Genomic DNA, 18,850 nt, shown 5'->3' with positions numbered 1-18,850 from the left:
TGAGGAAAGCAGAATGATCTTCGATTACGAAACACTCAAACTGATCTGGTGGGCCTTCGTGGGCGTGCTCATCATCGGTTTTGCATTGACCGATGGCTTCGACTTCGGCGTGGGCATCATGCTGCCCTTCGCCGCCAAGGACGATACCGAGCGCCGCATCCTGATCAACTCCATCGGCCCCACCTGGGAAGGCAACCAGACCTGGCTCATCACCGCCGGCGGCGCCACCTTCGCGGCCTGGCCGCTGGTCTATGCGACGGCCTTCTCGGGCTTCTACATCGCCCTGATGGTGTTGCTGTTCTCGCTCTTCTTCCGCCCGGTCGGCTTCGACTACCGCAGCAAGGTCGCTGATCCGCGCTGGCGCAATGCCTGGGACTGGGGCCTGTTCATCGGCGGTTTCGTGCCGCCCCTGATCTGCGGCGTGGCCTTCGGTAACCTGCTCCTGGGCGTGCCCTTCCACTACGACGATTCGATGCGGGTGGAATACACCGGCAGCTTCTTCGCCCTGCTGAACCCGTTCGGCCTGCTGGCGGGCCTCCTGTCGGTGGCCATGCTGCTGATGCACGGCGCGGCGTTTGCCTTCGTGAAGACGGATGCGGCCATCGGTGAACGTTCGCGCAAGACCGTCATCGGCGCTGCGCTGGTGACCGTGCTGCTGTTCATCGCCGGTGGCTTCTGGGTGGCCCATATGCCGGGCTATCGCATCACCTCGATGCCGGACGTCAACACGGCCTTTACTCCCCTGGCCAAGACCGTGGAAATGGTTACCGGTGCCTGGTTCGACAACTACGCCAAGTGGCCCGTAACCAAGCTGTTCCCGGCGTTCGGTGTGGCCGGTGCCGTGCTGGCCGCGCTGCTGGCGCTGGTGCGCAGTGCCCGCCTGGCCTTCATCGCCAGTGGCCTCTCGGTGACCGGCATCATCCTCACGGCTGGCATGTCGCTGTTCCCCTTCGTGATGCCCTCCTCGCTGGATGCCAAGAGCAGCCTGACGATGTGGGATGCGGTCTCCAGCCAGAAGACGCTGGGCCTGATGTTCTGGATGGTGCTGATCTTCCTGCCGATCATCCTCATCTATACCGGCTGGGTCTATCGCGTGGTCAAGGGCAAGGTCACTGCCCGCGACATTCATGAGAACGAACACACTGCGTATTGATTACGCGCAATCGCAATCTGCAACGAGGAGAACATCATGTGGTATTTCGCCTGGATACTCGGCATCGGCCTGGCCCTGGCCTTTGGCATCATCAACGTCATGTGGCTGGAAGCCAACTACGCCTTCGGCCGCCGCAAGGCCGAGGAAACCCACGAGCGCTTCGCCAGCGCCCGCGCGGCGGAAAAGCAGCGGCGCAACGGCAGGTAAGTTCGCTTGATCGGGTGATCCTGTGAACAAGGCCGGCAGCGTCGCTGTCGGCCTTTTTTTCAACTTGCCTGGAGACCATCATGCCTGCCTCCCCTGCCCCGCACGCCGAAGAAGTCGCCCCCGCAGCCCGTCACTGGGCCCTGCTGCCGGGCGCCGGTTTCGCCGACAGCTACCGCATCCGCCTTACGCCCCAGCTGGCGCAATTGAACAGTACCGAGATCGCCGAGCGCATGATGGCCTCGCAACCCGCGTGGATCGGTACCCTGATGCAACTGCGGGACCGGCTGGTGGCGCCGCTGGGATTCAAGCGCGCTGGCGACCATGGTGCGCCGGCAGGTTTTCCGCTGCTGCTGGCAGAACCGGCGCGGGTGGTGATGGGGCTGGATGACAGCCATCTTGATTTCCGCCTGTGCGTGGAAAAGTCGCCCGCAGAGACGGAGATGGCGCAGGCAGCCGATGGCCCCTGGGTCACCGTCACTACCGTGGTCCGGACCAAGCGCTTGCTGGGGGAGTTCTACCTGGCCGCCATCCTGCCCTTCCATCGCTGCGTCGCGCGGACTTTGCTGCAAGGTTTGCTGCGGCCGGAACGGCCCGCGCACTGATGCGCCTCAAACGGCAAAACGCCGCTGCGACCTCGGGGACGCAGCGGCGTTTTCTTTCACACTCTCGACGCAGGCAGGCAGCGAATCGCCCCCGCCTGGCCTGAACGCATTACACCAGGTTCAGGGTCACGTTGATGTTGTCGCGGGTGGCGTTGGAGTACGGGCACACCTGATGCGCCTTGTTCACCAGATCCTGCGCCACGGCGCGGTCAATGCCCGGCAGGGAGATGTTGAGCTCGGCTTCGATGCCGAAACCGCCCGGGATCTGGCCGATGCCGACCTTGCCGGTGATGCTGGCGTCAGCAGGCACGGCGATCTTGGCCTGGCCGGCGACGAACTTCAGCGCGCCCAGGAAGCAGGCCGAGTAACCGGCTGCGAACAGTTGTTCCGGGTTGGTGCCATTACCACCGGCGCCGCCCAGTTCCTTGGGGGTGGACAGCTTGACGTCCAGGACGCCATCGGAGGACTTGGCCGAACCTTCACGGCCGCCCGTGGCGGTAGCGGTGGCGGTGTAGAGGGCTTTTTCGATCTTGTTCGAAGGCATGGTATTTCCTTTCAAAGTTCAGGTTGTCGTCACCCTTGCGGGCTACGTTTGAGGGGCGTGGTGCCGAAAGATTCGTTTTCGTTCACCACTGGCTTGCCAGATTGTCTTGCTGCTTGTTTGCTACGGATGTGCTGCTTCACTTGCGGTATGGCGCTCTTCGGTACGGCGGCGTCAACGATATAAATAATTAACTATATTATTGCGCACAATTTAAAACACAAAAACTTGCTGCTTGTTCATTCATCCTCGGCGTTTACCAAGCCCTTGCGCACTTCCTTCAACGCCACCACCAGGGTCTTGATCTGGTCCAGCGTGGGCAGCATGCAACTCATCTGCTGCGGCACGGCCTTGGCCTTGTTGCGCAGCGCGCGGCCAGCTTCGCTCAGGCTCACCACCACCCGGCGCTCGTCGCCAGCATCACGGTTACGGTGCAGCAAGCCCATGCTTTCCATGCGCTTGAGCAGCGGGGTCAGCGTACCAGAATCCAGGAACAGGCGCGTGCCCAGCTCCGAGACCGTGATGCCATCCCTTTCCCACAGGACCAGCATCACCAGGTATTGCGGATAGGTGATCTCCAGCGGGGCCAGGATCTTCTTGTAGGCCTTGGTCATCGCCAGCGACGCCGAATACATCGCAAAACACAGCTGGTTGTCGAGAAGCAGGGCTTCATCGATCAGCGCGTCCGGGAGATTCGTTGTGTGCGTCTTGTCCATGAACTGCATATTAAACTGCTCAAAATTGAATTGCAAGCTATTTAATTTGAAAAAATTTGACCTTCTTGTTCATGTCCATTCGTCAGCCTGCCCGGCAAGCCGGTATCATGCGCCCTGCTTACGCACTTTCCTGCATATCGATGAATTTCCACCCCAATCCCCTGCGCACCCTGGACCTGTTCTGCAAGGTCGTCGACAACTATGGCGACATCGGCATCTGCTGGCGCCTGGCGCGGCAACTGGCCCATGAACACGGTCTGGCCGTGCGGCTGTGGGTGGATGATCTGGTGAGCTTCCGGCGCATCTGGCCGACGGTCGACACGCAGGCGGAAGTTCAGCAGATCAGCGGCGTGACGGTGCAGCACTGGCGCAGCCAGGATGGTGAGTTCACTGCCGCCGACGTGGCCGACATCGTGATCGAGTTCTTCGGCTGCGAGATCCCGCCCGGCTACGTGCAAGCCATGGCGCAACGCACCCCCAAGCCGGTCTGGTTCAACCTGGAGGGCTTGTCGGCCGAGGCCTGGGTCGAGGGTTGCCATACGCTCCCCTCGCCGCACCGCTCGCTGAAGCTGACCAAGTATTTCTTCTTCCCCGGTTTCAACGAACGCACCGGCGGACTCAGCTTCGAGGCCGACCTGCAAACCCGACGGCAAGCCTTCCTGGCCGCCGATGAAAGCCCCGCCTTCCTGGCACGGCTGGGGGTAACGCCGTCAGAGGAACAAGCCTGCAAGGTCTCGCTGTTCTGCTACGACTATGCCCCGATCCCCGAACTGTTCGCGGCCTGGCAAGCGTCGTCTGCGCCGGTCACCTGCCTGGTGCCGGAGGGCGTGGGGCGCACGGCCGTAGAGGCCTTCCTCGCCGCGCCCATGAACGTCGGCAGCGTGGCCACATGCGGCGCGCTGACCGTGCGCGTGCTGCCCTTCGTGGCGCAGACGGATTACGACAAGCTGCTGTGGAGCTGCGACCTCAATTTCGTCCGGGGTGAAGATTCCTTCGTACGGGCGCAATGGGCCGGTCGCCCTTTCATCTGGAACATCTACCACCAGGACAAGAACCTGCACCACACCAAGCTCAATGCCTTCCTGAAGATCTACGACCCTGCCACGCCCGCCGTGATCGACCTCAATCGTGCCTGGAACGGCGCCTGTCCGGGCGAACCGGACTGGCACGCGACCTGGCAAACCCTGCAAGCGCAATTGCCGGCATTAAACGAGCAAGCGGAACAATGGGTACAGAAGATGTTGGCAAATGGCGACTGGATGAACAATTTGCTGGACTTCGCCGCGCGACGGGCAGCCGAAGACTGGAAGACTGCCGAAAATGGGTTAAAATAGCGGGCTATCGTTTTAACTAACGCAATTTGGAATTCAATCGAACGTGGGCTTGCGGTGAAGTTTTACCAGTGGGCTACTGACAGTTTGAAAAAACCTACTTTTCACGACACATCGCTATGAAATTTGCAAAAGAAATCCGCGTCGGCAACATCATTATGGTCGACAGCAAGCCCATGATCGTCCTGCGCTCGGACGTCAACGGTTCTTCCCGTACCGGTTTCACCTACAAGTGGAAGATGAAGAACCTGCTGACCAACAGCCCGCAGGAAAGCGTCTTCCGTGGCGACGACAAGTTCGACGTCGTGGTGCTGGACAAGAAGCCGGTGACCTACTCGTACTTCGCTGACCCGCTGTTCGTCTTCATGGACGAAGAGTACAACCAGTACGAAATCGAAGGCGAGAACATGGGCGACGCCATCGGCTACCTGAAGGATGGCATGCAGTGCGAAGCTGTCTTCTACGACGGCAAGGCCATCTCGGTCGAAATGCCGACCACCATCGTGCGCAAGGTTGCCTACTCGGAACCGGCCGTCAAGGGCAACACCTCGGGCAACGTCCTGAAGGAAGCCAAGATCGAAAACGCCATCGAAGCCAACCAGATCACCGTGATGGTGCCGCTGTTCGTGAGCCAGGATGACGACATCGAAATCGACACCCGCACCAACGAATACAAGAAGGTCGTGCGCGGCTGATCGTTTGCCGATGCCAATAAAAAACGCTGCCTGGTGCAGCGTTTTTTTATGCCTGTTTGATACCTGTTTGCCGGACAATCCACTGACCGTTCGTCCTGAGTAGCGGCATCGCCGCGTATCGAAGGCGCGCCGAAGCCTGTGCCGAGTTCGCCGAAGGCGCGCACCGCAGTTTCGCGGCCAGTGAACCCTTCGATACGACGCTGCGCGTCTACTCAGGGCGAACGGGTAGACAGTTCGCCCGCTGTCCCGCTCACCCTCCACCCCTGACCCGCGCCAGATCCCGCGCTGCAGCCTGCCCTTCCGCACTGGCCCAGAAGGCCTTGTCGGCGGCCTGGAGTCGCTGGGCCGAATTTTCCATATGGCGCAAGGCCGCCGCCCGTGCCGCCTCGGCATCGCCGTCGCTGATGGCTTGCGCCAGCGCGGCATGCTCGGCCCGCACCTGCTGGACGAAATCATTGCTACGCGCCTCGTTCATGCGCGCCACGCGGATGGCGGCATGCAGGAACTGGCTCAGGAACTGCACCAGCGAGGTGTAGAGCGGATTGTGCGAGGCATTGGAAATGGCAGCATGAAACGCAAAATCCTCCTGCACGCCATCACGCCCCGCAGCGGCTGCCGCATCGATGGCCTGCAGCGCCTGCTGGATTGCCAGGTTCTGCGCCCGGGTACGGCGCTGCGCCGCCAGGGCTGCCATCTCGCCTTCAACGCCACGACGCAGCTCGATCACCCGCAGCACCGCCTGGATGGAGTCACGGCCATCATCCACATTCAGGTCCAGTCGGAAGGGTGTGGCCTGCGTGACCGGCAATACCACCGTGCCACTGCCCCGGCGCGAGCCGACCAGTCCCTCGGACTTCAACCGTGAAATGGCTTCGCGGATCACCGTGCGGCTCACCGAAAAACGCTCCGTCAACTCCATCTCCGAAGGCAGGCGCGCATCGGGCGCAAATTCGCCGCTGCGGATCTGTTGCGCCAATACGCTGGTGACATGATCGGCCAGCGTGGTCTTGCCGCGCGAGGCAGCGGCCAGCGAAGCCAGGGCTGAGCCCTGCGGCCTGGAGGAGGAGGAAGTCTTCATGGCGCGCATGATACCGCGCAGGCATGGGCTTTTGTGACTTCCGCTTCATATTCTCAAAGTTGTATTACAACTTCCGCTATAATGCGCTGCGCGGGTTTCGCTCAAGCGTTCATATCCCCCTATTCCGACGACAGATCACGAGGAGAACACATGCATATCGTCATCACCGGCGGCGCCGGTTTCCTGGGCAGCCGCCTGGCACGCCAGCTGCTGCAGCGCGGCACCCTGACCGGCCGTGATGGCCAGCCGCAAGAGATCAAGCGCATCACCCTGCTGGACGTGGTGCTGGCCCAGGGCTTCAATGATCCGCGCATCGACGCCGTCACCGGCGACATCGCCGACGCCGCCGTGATCGAGCGCGTCATCACGCCTGAGACCCACTCCATCTTCCACCTGGCCGCCATCGTCAGCGGCCACGCCGAGGCCGATTTCGATCTGGGCATGAAGATCAACTTCGACGCCACCCGCGTCATCCTGGAACGCGCCCGTGCCCTGGGCACCAAGCCGCGCGTGGTCTTCACCAGTTCGGTGGCGGTGTTCGGCGGCGAACTGCCGGCCGTGGTACCGGACAATACCCTGCTGATGCCGCAAAGCTCCTACGGTGCGCAGAAGGTGATGGGCGAATTGCTGGTGCAGGATTACTCCCGCAAAGGCTTCATTGACGGCCGTGCGCTGCGCATGCCGACCATCTCGGTGCGTCCGGGCGCGCCCAACAAGGCGGCCTCCAGCTTCGCCTCGGGCATCATCCGCGAGCCGCTCAATGGCCAGCCCTCGGTCTGCCCCGTGACTCCGGATACGCGCATGTGGCTGATGTCGCCGCGCCAGGCCATCGCCAACCTGATCCACGGCCATGAAATCAATGGCGCCGACCTGGGCCTGGCCCGTTTCCTCTCCATCGATGGCCTGTGCGTGACCGTCAAGGACATGGTTGATGCCCTGGAACAAGTGGCCGGCAAGGAAGTGGTCCGGCTGATCGAATGGAAGGAAGACGAAGCCATCAAACGCATCGTCAATTCCTGGCCCGGCGCCTTCGAAGCCAAGCGCGCCAAGGCGCTGGGCTTTACGGCCGATGCCAATTTCGCCGACATCATCCGTGCGCACATCGAGGATGAAGTGAAGAAATAAGCTGCACATCAACATGCATAAAAAGGAAGGGACAGCCCCGCAAGAGGCTGTCCCTTTTTTGCTGCCCGCCCTCTTGGGCCTTACTTCGCCTTGCCCAGCATGTTGAAGATGCTGGAGAAGTCCAGCTTGCCGGCACCGTTCATGCTGTGGATATCGTAGAGATTGCGCGCAGTGGCACCCAGAGGAATGGCGCAGTTGGTCGCCAGCGAATTCTCGACGGCCAGCCCAAGGTCTTTCAACATCAGGTCCACCCCGAAGCCACCAGCATAGTCTTTGGAAGCCGGCGCGGTGTCCATCACGCCGGGACAAGGGTTGTAGACTTCCAGCGTCCAGTTGCGGCCGGAACTCTTGGACATGATTTCCGACAAGACCTTGGGGTCCATGCCATTGGCCATGCCAAGGCGGATGGCTTCGGATGTCCCTATCATCAGGATGCCCAGCAGCATGTTGTTGCAGACCTTGACGGTCTGGCCGCTGCCACTTTCCCCGGCGTGATAGATGGCCTTACCCATCTTCTGCAGGTAAGGCTGGGCTGCCTCGAACGCCTGCGCACTGCCGCCGACCATGAAGGTCAGCGTGCCGGCAGCCGCGCCATTGGTGCCACCGGAGACTGGCGCATCCAGCATCTCGAAACCGCGCGCCCTGGCCGCTGCCGCCACCTTGCGCGCCGCCTCCGGGGCGATGGTGGAACAATCGATCAGGAGCGCCCCCGGCCTGGCCGAGGCCAGCACGCCGGCCTCGCCGAGGTAGAGCGACTCCACATGCCGGCTGGCCGGTAGCATCGTGATGACCACATCGGCCTTGGCCACGGCCGCCATGGAGTCGGCTTCGGTCTTGCCGCCGGCTTCCACCAGCTTGTCCACGCTGGCCTTGACCAGATCGTGGCCGCTGACCGAAAAACCGGCCTTGACCAGGTTCTGCGCCATCGGCAAGCCCATGTTGCCCAGGCCGATGAAGACGATGTTGGCGCTCATGCTGCTCTCCTTATTTCAGGGTGATGGTGGTGTTGACCTGGCCGGCTTCTTCATCGGGCGCATACCAGCGCGCGGTGACGGTCTTGGTCTGGGTCCAGAAGGTCACGGCCTGCTTGCCGTTGGGGCCTAGGTCGCCCAGCTTGGAGGCACGTGACCCGGTGAAGCTGAAATAGGCCACCGGCACGGGAATAGGCACGTTGATGCCGACCTGGCCGACGTCGATCTCGTTCTGGAACTTGCGCGCGGCATAGCCCGAACTGGTGAAGATGGAAGTCCCGTTCCCATTGGGATTGGCATTGATGAAGGCAATGGCTTCATCCAGCGTGTCCAGTTCGACGATGCACATGGCCGGGCCGAAGATTTCCTGGGTGTAGATATCCATCTCGGGCTTCACGCCAGTGAACACAGTCGGCCCCACGAAATTGCCGTTCTCACTGCCGGCCACCTTGCAGTTGCGGCCATCCAGCAGCAAATTGGCGCCTTGTTCCACACCGCTGGCGATCAGGCGTTCCACGCGCTCCTTGGCCGCCCTGGAGACCAGCGGACCGACATCGGCCTTGCGGTCCGTGCCGGGGCCGACCTTCATGGCCTTGGAGCGCTCCACGATTTCCGGAATCCATTCGCGCGTCTGGCCCACCAGCACCACCACCGAATTGGCCATGCAGCGCTGGCCGGCCGCACCGAAGGCCGCGCCCAGCAGGTTGTTGATGGCCTGATCCTTGGGCGCATCGGGCAATACGATGCAGTGGTTCTTGGCGCCCATCATGCACTGGGCGCGCTTGCCGGCCTCGCTGGCACGGCGGTAGATGTGGGTACCGACATGGGTGGAGCCGATGAAGGAGACCGCCTTGATGTCGGGATGGTCGCAGATCATGTTGGCCACGTCCGGGCCGCCATGCACCACGTTCAAGACACCCGGCGGCAAGCCGGCCTGGTTGGCCAGCTCGACCAGGAACAGCGAAGAGCTCGGGTCCTGCTCGGAGGGCTTCAATACGAAGGTATTGCCGCAAGCCACGGCGATGGGGAACATGAAGCACGGCAGCATCACCGGGAAATTGAAGGCGGTGATGCCCGCCCCCACGCCCAGTGGCTGGTAAAGCGTGTAGACGTCCACGCCGCCGGCCACGTTCTCGGCCAGTTCCCCCAGTTGCAGCGAGGTGATCGAGCAGGCGTGCTCCACCACTTCGAGGCCGCGCATGACTTCACCTTCGGCGTCCGGCAGGGTCTTGCCGTGTTCGCGGGTGATCAGTTCGGCCAGCGGGGCGATGTTCTCGCGCAGCAGTTGCTGGAACTTGAGCATGATGCGCATGCGCTGGGCCAGTGAAGTATTGCGCCAGGTCTTGAAGGTTTCCTTGGCATTGGCGACGGCGCGATCGACTTCTTCCCTGGTGGCGAAGGGCACGCGCGCCACCACTTCCTGGGTGGCCGGATTCAATACATCGCGCCACTCCTTGGAAGTGGACTGCACCTTTTCACCGTTGAGGTACAGGGGAACGTTGGGGATGTTGGCTTGGCTCATTGCGATTTCCATTATGGAGAGGTGGGGAGAGCAAGGCCGGCAGCATGGCTCCCGGCCACCGGCATTACTGCTTGACCAGCGGGCAGGCCGCGTCCATCGGACGGAAGGCCTGCTGGGCCGGGATCACCGAGAGCAGCTTCAGGTAATCCCACGGGCCCTTGGACTCGGCCGGGGTCTTGACCTGGTACAGGTACATGTCGTGGATCACGCGGCCATCCGGACGGATGGAGGCATTGCGCATGACGGCATCCGAAATCGGGATCTCGCGCATCTTCTGGGCCACCACCTTCCAGTCGGAGGTCTTGGCGGCTGCGCGCGCCTTCAGGAACTGGTAGACGCTGGAATACACGCCCGCCTGCACCATGGTCGGTTTGATGTTCTTGAACTGCGCTTCAAAGCGCTTCGAGAACGCGCGGGTCTGCTCGTCGTAGTCCCAGTAGAAGCCATCGGTATAGACCAGCCCCTGTGCCGCCTCCAGCCCCAGTGCATGCACATCCGACAGGAACACCAGCAGCGCCACCAGGCGCTGGTCCTTGCCACCGACGGCAAAGGAGCGTGCCTGCTTGATCGCATTGACCACATCGGTGCCGCCATCGGCCAGGCCGATCACCTGGGCCTTGGAGGCCTGCGCCTGCAGCAGGAAGGAAGAAAAGTCGGAAGCGTTCAGCGGATGGCGCACCGAACCCACCACCGTGCCGCCATTGGCCTTGACCACATCGGAGGCATCCTTCTCCAGCGAATGGCCGAAGGCATAATCCACCGTCACGAAATACCAGGACTTGTTGCCCAGCTTGGTCAGCGCCGCCGCTGCACCGGCCGCCTGCGAATAGGTATCGAACATCCAGTGGAAGCCATTGGTGGCACATTCGGCCGTGGTCAATGCGCCCGTGGCCGGGCCGCTGTACATGGCGATGCCGCCCTTTTCCTTGATCAGCTTTTGCACCGCCAGCGCTACCGAGGAATTGGTGAGATCGGCGATGGCTTCCACCTTGTCACGGTCCAGCCATTCGCGGGCGCGGGTGACGCCGACATCGGGCTTGTTCTGGTTGTCGGCCGAGAGGATCTCGATCTTCATGCCCTTGCATTCATTCTTGAGGCAGTCTTCCACGGCCATCCTGGCGGCGACCACCGAACCCTGGCCGCCCATGGCTGAATAGGGGCCGGACATGTCGGTCAGCACGCCGATCTTGACCGTGTTGGCGTCCTGCGCCCGGGCGGGAATGGTAGTGGCGGCCAGCGATACCGTACAAGCCACGGCCGCAGCCGTGAGCGAACGGCCCAAAGCGTTCTTGCGCATCTTGTCTCCTTCATCTTGTGATTGTTGTCGGACCTGCCCGCGTTCATGGACGCCGGGTCTTGCCGTTGTCTCCTGCCGTGCAGCACCTCTCCTCTCTACGCGGGGTGCCGTCACGGCCCCGCTATTCTGCATGTGCGTATTTATCGATACAATAACCACAAAGACAAAACGCTTTTGCATTGATGCAAATTGCAGCCCACGGAGACCACATGCTGGACTGGGACAACCTCAGGATCTTTCTCGAACTCACGCGCAGCCAGGGCCTGGTGGATGCCGCCAAGAAGCTGGGCATCGATCACTCCACCGTGTCGCGGCGCATGAAACGCTTCGAGGAACAGGTCGGCAGCCAGCTCTTCGACCGCAACAACCACGGCTACAAGCTCACCGCCGACGGCTACCGGCTGGTGGAATATGCCGAGCAGGTCGAAAGCACCCTCTATGCCGCCACCGAAGAGCTGGGCGGGCATAACAGCAAGCTCTCCGGCCAGGTGCGGCTGGGTGCCACGGAAGGCTTCGGCACCTTCGTGCTGGCGCCGCATCTGGCCCACTTCTGCGCCCGCAACCCGCACATCACGGTGGACATGCTGCCCATGCCGCGTTTCGTGAACCTCTCCAAGCATGAGGCCGACATCAGTGTCTCGATCGAGCGGCCCTTGTCGGGTAATTACGTGGTCACAAAACTGTCCGACTATGTTCTGAAGCTTTATGCTTCACGTGACTATCTGGCGCAGCACACATCCATTCATACAATGGATGACCTGGCGCAACACAACTTCATCGGCTACATCGATGATCTGGTCTTCAGTGAAGAATTGCGCTACAAGGATACGGTGGCGCCCGATGCCTTCCGGGCCTTTCGCAGCACCAGCGTGGTGGCGCAATACACGGCGGCCTGTGCCGGCCGCGCGCTGGCCATCCTGCCCTGCTTCCTGGCCCAGCAGTCCGAAGAGCTGGTGCCGGTGCTGCCGGAGGAGATCGCCATCACGCGCACCTTCTGGCTGGTGGCCTCCAGCGAACAGCGCCACGTGGCGCGGGTCTCGGCCCTGTGGAGCTACCTGCGCGAGTGCGTGGAACTGAACCGCGACTTCCTGATGGGCCAGTCGCGCCGGATGCGCTGGCTGGAGTGAGACAGGCGGCCAGCCCATCCGCAACGAAATGCGTTTCAACCCGGCCGCCCGGCCCTCCCCCGCGTCGGCGGCCTTACCCCAAGGAGATGACGATGGCTGCAAAGAAGATCCTGCTGTTGACCGGTGATTTCGCCGAGGATTATGAAACCATGGTGCCTTTCCAGGCCCTGCAGATGGTCGGCCACACCGTTCATGCGGTCTGCCCCGGCAAGAAAGCCGGCGACAAGGTGAAGACCGCGATCCACGATTTCGAAGGCGACCAGACCTATACCGAAAAGCCGGGCCACCAGTTCGCCCTGAACGCCAGCTTCGATGAGGTCAGCGCTTCCGGCTACGATGCCTTGGTGGTGGCCGGTGGCCGCGCTCCGGAATACCTGCGCCTGAACCCCAAGGTGATCGAGCTGGTGCAAGCCTTCGCCAAGGCCGACAAGCCCATCGCGGCAGTCTGCCATGGCCCGCAGGTGCTGGCGACGGCCGGTGTACTGGAAGGCAAGAAGGTGTCGGCCTATCCGGCCTGCGCCCCGGAAGTGAAGCTGGCCGGTGGCCAGTTCGCCGATATCGCGGTGGATGCGGCCATCACCGATGGCAAGCTGGTCACGGCCCCGGCCTGGCCGGCGCATCCGGCCTGGCTGGCGCAGTTCCTGCAGGTACTGGGCACGCGCATCGAGCTGTAAGGCCTGGAGCCTCAAGCGGGGAGCGGCTGCCGAGGGCGGACCTCCCCGCGCAAGGCCGCTGATTTTGCTTTTTTCTTCATTTCCCTTCGCGGTTTTCCCCCTTTTTTTGCTGCTGGCCCACAATATGCCCTGAGATCAACCGTCTTCAGGGCATGCAGCCCATTTCCACCCTCTCCCCGATGAGCGACCAGGACCGCGAGATTACCGCCACCGTCATGCGCGAGCGCGGCCGGCTGGGCGGTTTCATCCGCCGTCGCGTGGCCGATGCGGGCGAGGCCGAAGACATCCTGCAGGAAGTGTTCTACGAGTTCGTCCAGGCCTATCGCCTGCCAGAACCCATCGAGCAGGTCAGCGCCTGGCTGTTCCGGGTGGCGCGCAACCGCATCATCGACCGCTTCCGCAAGAAGAAGGAAGAGCCCCTGCCGGAGGCGCGCGACATCGAGGAAGTCGAGGGTGCCGAGGACGCCTGGCGGCTCGATCTGGTCTTGCCGGCCAGCGATGGCGGCCCGGAAGCGGCCTACGCCCGCGCCACCCTGATCGAAGCCCTGCAGGAGGCGCTGGATGAGCTGCCCGAGGCACAACGCGAGGTCTTCATCGCGCATGAGCTTGATGGCCTCAGCTTCAAGGAAATGGCGGCCGCCAGCGGTACCAGCTTGAATACCCTGCTGGCGCGCAAGCGCTATGCAGTCCTGCATTTGCGTGAACGCTTGCAGGCGGTTTATGACGAATTGGAGATGTAATGGATCAGAATGAAATGCCCCCACGCCCTGTCCACCCGACACGCCGCTATCTCGGCCGTCGCGCCTGGGGCCTGAAACTGCTGCTGTGCCTGCTGTGCGTACCGCTCTTGGGCGTGGTGGTGATGCTGCTGTGGAACTGGGTGATGCCGCCGATCTTCCCGGGCGTGGCCGAGATCGGCTTCTGGCGTGCGCTGGGCTTGCTGGTGCTGTGCCGGGTGCTGTTCGGCGGTTTTCGCGGGCGTCATGGCGGCTGGCGCGAGAAGCGCCGCTTCATGCGGGCGCGCTGGGAGGCGATGACGCCCGAGGAACGCGAACGCTGCCAGCTGCGCAGTCGCATGTTCTGCCGCGAAGAGCGCAAATGAAGATAAAGGCAGCCTTCGTCTGAATTTCCTCAGCCCAGGGCCGCGGGCTGGGGCGCGACGGTCCGGTCGCGTTCCCGCAAGCTGGTCGATGTGAACGAATCGGCCAACATCCGGGCCAGCCGTTGTGGTAGCCCGATCAACGCCAGCATGAACCTCATGCCGATCCGGGGCTTGAAGGTGCCAGCGTCCAGGCCGGCGCGTCTTTTTCGAGGAAAGCGCGCAGGCCTTCGCGGCCTTCCGGTGAGGCGCGCAGGTCGGCGATGACGCCGGCCGTGTATTCCGACAATTCAGGTGTCACCTGCAGCGGATTGGCCACCTGCACCAGTTGCTTGGCGGCGCGCATGGCCTGCGGCCCGTTGGCCAGCAAACCGTCGATGATCTGCAAGACCTTGGCATCGAGTTCCTGGGCCAATACCACTTCATGCACGAGGCCGATGGCAGCGGCACGAATGGCCGTGAACCGCTCGCCCGAGACGAAGAAGCGCCGCGCCTGCGCCACGCCCATCTTGGCGATGACATACGGGCTGATGGCCGCTGGGGCCAGGCCCAGCTTGACTTCGGAGAGCGCAAAGAAAGCCGCCTCGGACGCCACCACGATATCGCAGCACGACACCAGCCCGACCCCGCCACCCATCACCGCGCCCTGCACCTTTGCCAGGGTCGGGGCCGGGAAGCTGTTGAGGGTTTCCATCAGCAGGGCCAGCTTGCGGGCATCGCGCAGATTGTCCTCACGCGAGGCATCGGCCATGCGGCGCATCCAAGCCAGGTCGGCACCGGCGGAGAAGGACTTGCCGGTGGAGGCCAGCAGCAGGACGCGGGTGCGTTTGTCGTCACGCGCCTCGTTGATGAGGTCAATCAGGTGGGCGATCAGCTGATCGTCGAAAGCATTGTGGACGTCAGGGCGATTGAGGGTCAACGTGGCCAGGCCACGAGGGTCGATGTCGAGATGGGCGGCTGCGGTCATGAAGGCTCCTGCGATGAGGTTTGCCGGGAGGATAGCGCAAAATGCCGGGGGAAAATGTTACTGGGAAGACAAATGCACTTTCGGTTGGCTGTGTTGGATTGGATCACGTCAGGTGCGCGCGCCACAGCCCTCTAACGCTCGCTGCGCGAGCGAGGGATTCGCCCACGTGCCGCGGGCCCGGTTTCGCTTGCAAGCGAAACCTTTCGAATCCCCCCCGCGATGTGCTCAAGCACATCGCTAGGGGCCACCAAACAAAAAAGCCCGCTTGCGCGGGCTTTTTTATTTGGCGTCCCCTGGGGGATTCGAACCCCCGTACTCACCGTGAAAGGGTGATGTCCTAGGCCTCTAGACGAAGGGGACAAAACGGTCACAACTACAATATTCCTCGAATCAGCTCTTCCGCCAATTCACCCCACATATCCATGCGGGTCGCTGGTGGAGGTAAGCGGGATCGAACCGCTGACCTCTTGCATGCCATGCAAGCGCTCTCCCAGCTGAGCTATACCCCCTGCGAAAGGAAAAGCCCCAAACTCCGGACTATCCAACCTCAAGGTAGCCTGATCAATCAGACTACTTCAACTATCAACAGAACGACGGAAATCGAACTGCTCTACAACCTGGCGTCCCCTGGGGGATTCGAACCCCCGTACTCACCGTGAAAGGGTGATGTCCTAGGCCTCTAGACGAAGGGGACACTGTACCGCTACATACCTGCGCTGCCTGCTGGGTGACAGCGCAGATATCGAAATCTGGCGTCCCCTGGGGGATTCGAACCCCCGTACTCACCGTGAAAGGGTGATGTCCTAGGCCTCTAGACGAAGGGGACAAGCAGGTACTTCACATTACTTCTTGTTTCTACACTTCAAGCATCGCCTGAAATATCACCGCCAAACATCTGCGGGTCGCTGGTGGAGGTAAGCGGGATCGAACCGCTGACCTCTTGCATGCCATGCAAGCGCTCTCCCAGCTGAGCTATACCCCCGTTGCGAAGAAGCGAGATTATGCAATACCTATTTTCAAAAGACAACATGTTTTTGAAAAATAATTTCTCTTTTTCAAAGATATGCCGCCAAACGTGCCTTAACAGCCTCACGACCAAACAATTGCAGCACGGCGTCAATGGCCGGGGTCTGCAATTGACCTGCCACGATCAGGCGCAAGGGCATGGCCAGCTGCGGCATCTTGATGCCGTGCGCAGCCAGGACTTCCTTGATCATCAGAGCAATGGCTTCCTTGGTCCATTCCACCGTGGCCACGCGCTGGGCAAAGTCGGCCAGCGCCGGCTTGATGGCCTCAGTGATGTGCTGCGCCACCAGCGCTGCATCCGGGGCCGGCTGGCGGTAGAACATCAGGGCCGCCGCAGCAATCTCGTTGACGGTATTGGCGCGGTCCTTCAGCAAGCCGATCACGGCCGCCAACTCAGGCGCGCCTTCGAAAACCGCACCCTGCGCTTCCAGCAGCGGGCGTACCAGCCCGGCCAGGCGGGCGTTGTCGGCCAGCTTGATGTAATGGTTGTTGAGCCAGTTCAGCTTTTCCGGGTTGAACTGCGCCGGGGCCTTGGTCAGGTGATCCAGGTCGAACCATTCGCAGAACTGCTGCATCGAGAAAATCTCGTCATCGCCATGGCTCCAGCCCAGGCGCGCCAGGTAGTTCAGCATGGCTTCAGGCAGATAGCCCTGGGCCGGGTAATCCATCACGCTCACGGCGCCATGGCGCTTGGACAGCTTCTCGCCATCGGCACCCAGGATCATCGGCACGTGGCCATACTCGGGCAGCGTGCCGCCCAGGGCCTTCAAGATATTGATCTGGCGCGGCGTATTGTTCACATGGTCGTCGCCACGAATGACGTGGGTGATCTTCATGTCCCAGTCATCCACCACCACGCAGAAGTTGTAGGTGGGAGTGCCATCCGGACGGGCGATGACCAGATCGTCCAGCTCACGGTTGGAGATGGTGATGGGGCCCTTGACCACATCGTTCCAGCTGACTTCGCCATCCTGCGGATTCTTGAAACGCACCACCGGCTTGCGGCCTTCCGGAATGGCCGGCAGGGTCTTGCCCGGTTCCGGACGCCAGGTGCCGTCGTAGCGCGGCTTCTCGCCGGCCGCACGCTGACGCTCGCGCATGGCTTCCACTTCTTCCGGGGTGCAATAGCAGTCATACGCCGTGCCCTGCTCCAGCATCTGCGCAATCACTTCGCGATAGCGATCCATGCGCTTCATCTGGTAGAACGGACCTTCGTCATGCTCCAGACCCAGCCACTGCATGCCCTCGATGATGGCCTGCACCGCTTCCGGGGTGGAACGCTCGACGTCGGTATCTTCGATACGCAACACGAAGGTGCCGCCAAAGCGACGGGCGTAGGCCCAGGAGAACAGCGCCGTGCGGGCGCCGCCCAGGTGCAGGTAGCCGGTGGGACTGGGAGCGAAACGGGTACGAACTTGAGTGGCAGTCATGATAGCGAGTAAAAATCAGGCCGGTCCTGGAATGCCAGGGCCGGCCATCGATCAAGCAAAGAAATTCGGAAAGGCGTCATTTTAACGCCTTTGGAGGGCGGCACGCCATGCCGACGCCCCGCCCCGAGGCCCGCATCAGTCGTTCTGCACCACGATGCTGGGGAACTTGCTGGTCATGTCGCGCGCCTTCTCGGCCACCTTCACGGCCACCTTGCGGGCGATGGCCTTGTAGATCTCGGCCACCTTGCCCTCGGGATCAGCCACCACGGTGGGCTTGCCGGAATCGGTCTGCTGGCGGATTTCCATGGTCAGCGGCAAGGCGCCCAGGAAGTCCACACCGAAGTCGGCACACATCTTTTCGCCGCCACCCACGCCAAAGATGGGCTCGGCATGGCCGCAATTGGAACAGACGTGCATGCTCATGTTTTCCACGATGCCCAGGATCGGGATGCCGACCTTCTCGAACATGCGCAAACCCTTGCGCGCGTCCAGCAGGGCGATGTCCTGCGGCGTGGTCACGATCACGGCACCGGTGACCGGCACCTTCTGCGATAAAGTCAGCTGCACGTCGCCGGTGCCGGGCGGCATGTCGACGATCAGGTAATCCAGGTCGCGCCAGTTGGTCTGGTCCAGCAATTGTTGCAGGGCTTGCGTGACGATGGGGCCGCGCCAGACCATGGGTTCGTCGGGATCGATCATGAAACCGATGGAAGAGACCTGCAGGCCGTGATTCTCCAGCGGCTCCATGGTCTTGCCATCCTTGGTTTCAGGCTGGCCGGAGATGCCCATCATCATCGGCTGAGAAGGACCGTAGATATCGGCATCCAGGATACCCACGCGCGCGCCCTCGGCCGACAGCGCCAGCGCGAGATTGACGGCCGTGGTGGACTTGCCCACCCCGCCCTTGCCGGAGGCCACGGCGATGATGTTCTTGACGTTGCTCTTGAGCTTGATGCCGCGCTGCACTGCATGCGCCACGATCTTGAAATAGACGTTGGCCTCGACGCCGGTCACGCCGGGCAGCTTGCCCAGTGCCTCTTCGACCAGCTGGCGGATCGGCGCGACCTGGCTGGCGGCCGGATAACCCAGCTCCACGTCCAGCAGCACGCGGCCGCCCTCGACGCGGATGTTGCGGGCTTCCTTGCCCCGGATCAGATCCTTGCCGGTATTGGGGTCGATCACCTGCAACAGGGCCGCCTTGATCTCTTCCACGGTAATGCTCATTGGTTCTCCTTGCTCAGAACCCGCAAGTCTAAACCAATCGCGCCAGCGCCGCCCTGTGCGCCGAT

General features: G+C 62.1%; 19 protein-coding genes and 5 tRNA genes. 10 read left to right on the top strand and 14 right to left on the bottom strand.

Going from position 1 to position 18,850, the window contains the following annotated elements; all coding sequences use genetic code 11:
* Positions 1-13: 13 nt before the first annotated feature.
* The 3 genes from cydB to ACVC5H_RS10110 all read left to right on the top strand — a co-directional run bounded on the left by cydB (position 14) and on the right by ACVC5H_RS10110 (position 1,962).
* Positions 14-1,153 carry a cytochrome d ubiquinol oxidase subunit II gene (gene cydB, locus ACVC5H_RS10120; RefSeq protein ID WP_489622180.1) on the top strand — a complete coding sequence of 380 codons (1,140 nt, stop codon included), beginning with the start codon at positions 14-16 and terminating at the stop codon, positions 1,151-1,153.
* A 36-nt stretch (positions 1,154-1,189) separates the two neighbouring features.
* Positions 1,190-1,360 carry a cytochrome bd-I oxidase subunit CydX gene (cydX, locus tag ACVC5H_RS10115; protein ID WP_008330178.1) on the top strand — a complete coding sequence of 57 codons (171 nt, stop codon included), beginning with the start codon at positions 1,190-1,192 and terminating at the stop codon, positions 1,358-1,360.
* A gap of 80 nt (positions 1,361-1,440) precedes the next feature.
* Positions 1,441-1,962 carry a DUF2867 domain-containing protein gene (locus ACVC5H_RS10110; RefSeq protein ID WP_489622179.1) on the top strand — a complete coding sequence of 174 codons (522 nt, stop codon included), beginning with the start codon at positions 1,441-1,443 and terminating at the stop codon, positions 1,960-1,962.
* 109 nt (positions 1,963-2,071) lie between these two features.
* Here the strand turns inward: ACVC5H_RS10110 and ACVC5H_RS10105 are convergent, their stop codons facing one another.
* Together ACVC5H_RS10105 and ACVC5H_RS10100 are read right to left on the bottom strand one after the other, a co-directional pair.
* Positions 2,072-2,506 carry an organic hydroperoxide resistance protein gene (locus tag ACVC5H_RS10105; protein ID WP_338715657.1) on the bottom strand — a complete coding sequence of 145 codons (435 nt, stop codon included), beginning with the start codon at positions 2,504-2,506 and terminating at the stop codon, positions 2,072-2,074.
* A gap of 236 nt (positions 2,507-2,742) precedes the next feature.
* Positions 2,743-3,228, bottom strand: a complete 486-nt coding sequence (locus ACVC5H_RS10100; RefSeq protein WP_489622178.1) for a MarR family winged helix-turn-helix transcriptional regulator — start codon at positions 3,226-3,228, stop codon at positions 2,743-2,745.
* 131 nt (positions 3,229-3,359) lie between these two features.
* On the opposite strand from ACVC5H_RS10100, the gene earP reads away from it, so the two are divergent.
* Both earP and ACVC5H_RS10090 read left to right on the top strand, forming a co-directional pair.
* Positions 3,360-4,553, top strand: a complete 1,194-nt coding sequence (earP, locus tag ACVC5H_RS10095) for an elongation factor P maturation arginine rhamnosyltransferase EarP (protein WP_489622177.1) — start codon at positions 3,360-3,362, stop codon at positions 4,551-4,553.
* Between the two features lie 116 nt (positions 4,554-4,669).
* The gene (locus tag ACVC5H_RS10090) at positions 4,670-5,245 is read left to right on the top strand and encodes an elongation factor P (protein WP_017451702.1); all 576 of its coding nucleotides are present in this window, start codon (positions 4,670-4,672) and stop codon (positions 5,243-5,245) included.
* A gap of 250 nt (positions 5,246-5,495) precedes the next feature.
* On the opposite strand, the gene ACVC5H_RS10085 is transcribed toward ACVC5H_RS10090, so the two are convergent.
* Complete coding sequence (locus ACVC5H_RS10085) at positions 5,496-6,332, bottom strand: FadR/GntR family transcriptional regulator (RefSeq protein WP_489622176.1); 837 nt, start codon at positions 6,330-6,332, stop codon at positions 5,496-5,498.
* A gap of 141 nt (positions 6,333-6,473) precedes the next feature.
* Here ACVC5H_RS10085 and denD point away from each other — a divergent pair, with 141 nt between their 5' ends.
* Positions 6,474-7,448, top strand: a complete 975-nt coding sequence (gene denD / locus ACVC5H_RS10080) for a D-erythronate dehydrogenase (protein WP_489622175.1) — start codon at positions 6,474-6,476, stop codon at positions 7,446-7,448.
* Positions 7,449-7,528: 80 nt separating this feature from the next.
* On the opposite strand, the gene mmsB is transcribed toward denD, so the two are convergent.
* The 3 genes from mmsB to ACVC5H_RS10065 all read right to left on the bottom strand — a co-directional run bounded on the left by mmsB (position 7,529) and on the right by ACVC5H_RS10065 (position 11,238).
* On the bottom strand, positions 7,529-8,422 hold the full coding sequence (mmsB, locus tag ACVC5H_RS10075; protein ID WP_489622174.1) for a 3-hydroxyisobutyrate dehydrogenase: 894 nt from the start codon (positions 8,420-8,422) through the stop codon (positions 7,529-7,531).
* Between the two features lie 10 nt (positions 8,423-8,432).
* Entirely contained in the window at positions 8,433-9,941 is a 1,509-nt protein-coding gene (locus tag ACVC5H_RS10070; RefSeq protein WP_489622173.1) for a CoA-acylating methylmalonate-semialdehyde dehydrogenase, read from the bottom strand.
* Positions 9,942-10,005: 64 nt separating this feature from the next.
* Entirely contained in the window at positions 10,006-11,238 is a 1,233-nt protein-coding gene (locus tag ACVC5H_RS10065; protein WP_489622172.1) for an ABC transporter substrate-binding protein, read from the bottom strand.
* 209 nt (positions 11,239-11,447) lie between these two features.
* Between ACVC5H_RS10065 and ACVC5H_RS10060 the strand changes: the two genes are divergently transcribed.
* The 4 genes from ACVC5H_RS10060 (at position 11,448) to ACVC5H_RS10045 (ending at position 14,141) form a co-directional block, all read left to right on the top strand.
* A complete protein-coding gene (locus tag ACVC5H_RS10060; RefSeq protein WP_489622171.1) occupies positions 11,448-12,365 on the top strand; it encodes a LysR family transcriptional regulator in 918 nt (305 codons plus the stop codon).
* Between the two features lie 92 nt (positions 12,366-12,457).
* Positions 12,458-13,039, top strand: coding sequence for a DJ-1/PfpI family protein (locus ACVC5H_RS10055; protein ID WP_489622170.1), 582 nt, complete (start codon positions 12,458-12,460; stop codon positions 13,037-13,039).
* 152 nt (positions 13,040-13,191) lie between these two features.
* Positions 13,192-13,779, top strand: a complete 588-nt coding sequence (locus tag ACVC5H_RS10050; RefSeq protein WP_489622169.1) for an RNA polymerase sigma factor — start codon at positions 13,192-13,194, stop codon at positions 13,777-13,779.
* Positions 13,779-14,141, top strand: coding sequence for a hypothetical protein (locus ACVC5H_RS10045; protein ID WP_489622168.1), 363 nt, complete (start codon positions 13,779-13,781; stop codon positions 14,139-14,141). Before ACVC5H_RS10050 ends, ACVC5H_RS10045 begins: the two co-directional genes overlap by 1 nt.
* A 154-nt stretch (positions 14,142-14,295) precedes the next feature.
* On the opposite strand, the gene ACVC5H_RS10040 is transcribed toward ACVC5H_RS10045, so the two are convergent.
* The 8 genes from ACVC5H_RS10040 to apbC form a co-directional block, all read right to left on the bottom strand.
* The gene (locus ACVC5H_RS10040; protein WP_489622167.1) at positions 14,296-15,105 is read right to left on the bottom strand and encodes an enoyl-CoA hydratase-related protein; all 810 of its coding nucleotides are present in this window, start codon (positions 15,103-15,105) and stop codon (positions 14,296-14,298) included.
* Between the two features lie 284 nt (positions 15,106-15,389).
* Positions 15,390-15,465, bottom strand: a tRNA-Glu gene (locus ACVC5H_RS10035).
* Positions 15,466-15,538: 73 nt separating this feature from the next.
* Positions 15,539-15,614 (bottom strand) — tRNA-Ala (locus tag ACVC5H_RS10030).
* A 109-nt stretch (positions 15,615-15,723) separates the two neighbouring features.
* Positions 15,724-15,799, bottom strand: a tRNA-Glu gene (locus ACVC5H_RS10025).
* A gap of 56 nt (positions 15,800-15,855) precedes the next feature.
* Positions 15,856-15,931, bottom strand: a tRNA-Glu gene (locus ACVC5H_RS10020).
* 80 nt (positions 15,932-16,011) lie between these two features.
* Positions 16,012-16,087: transfer RNA gene (locus tag ACVC5H_RS10015), tRNA-Ala, on the bottom strand.
* Between the two features lie 73 nt (positions 16,088-16,160).
* Positions 16,161-17,561: a glutamate--tRNA ligase gene (gltX, locus tag ACVC5H_RS10010; RefSeq protein WP_489622166.1), complete on the bottom strand. Its 1,401-nt coding sequence runs from the start codon at positions 17,559-17,561 to the stop codon at positions 16,161-16,163.
* 135 nt (positions 17,562-17,696) lie between these two features.
* Entirely contained in the window at positions 17,697-18,785 is a 1,089-nt protein-coding gene (gene apbC / locus ACVC5H_RS10005; protein ID WP_489622165.1) for an iron-sulfur cluster carrier protein ApbC, read from the bottom strand.
* Positions 18,786-18,850: the final 65 nt, after the last annotated feature.

Source organism: Herbaspirillum sp. Her3, assembly GCF_057961275.1.
The sequence above is the reverse complement of the archived record's forward strand: the minus strand, read 5'-3'. Positions and strand labels throughout refer to the sequence as shown.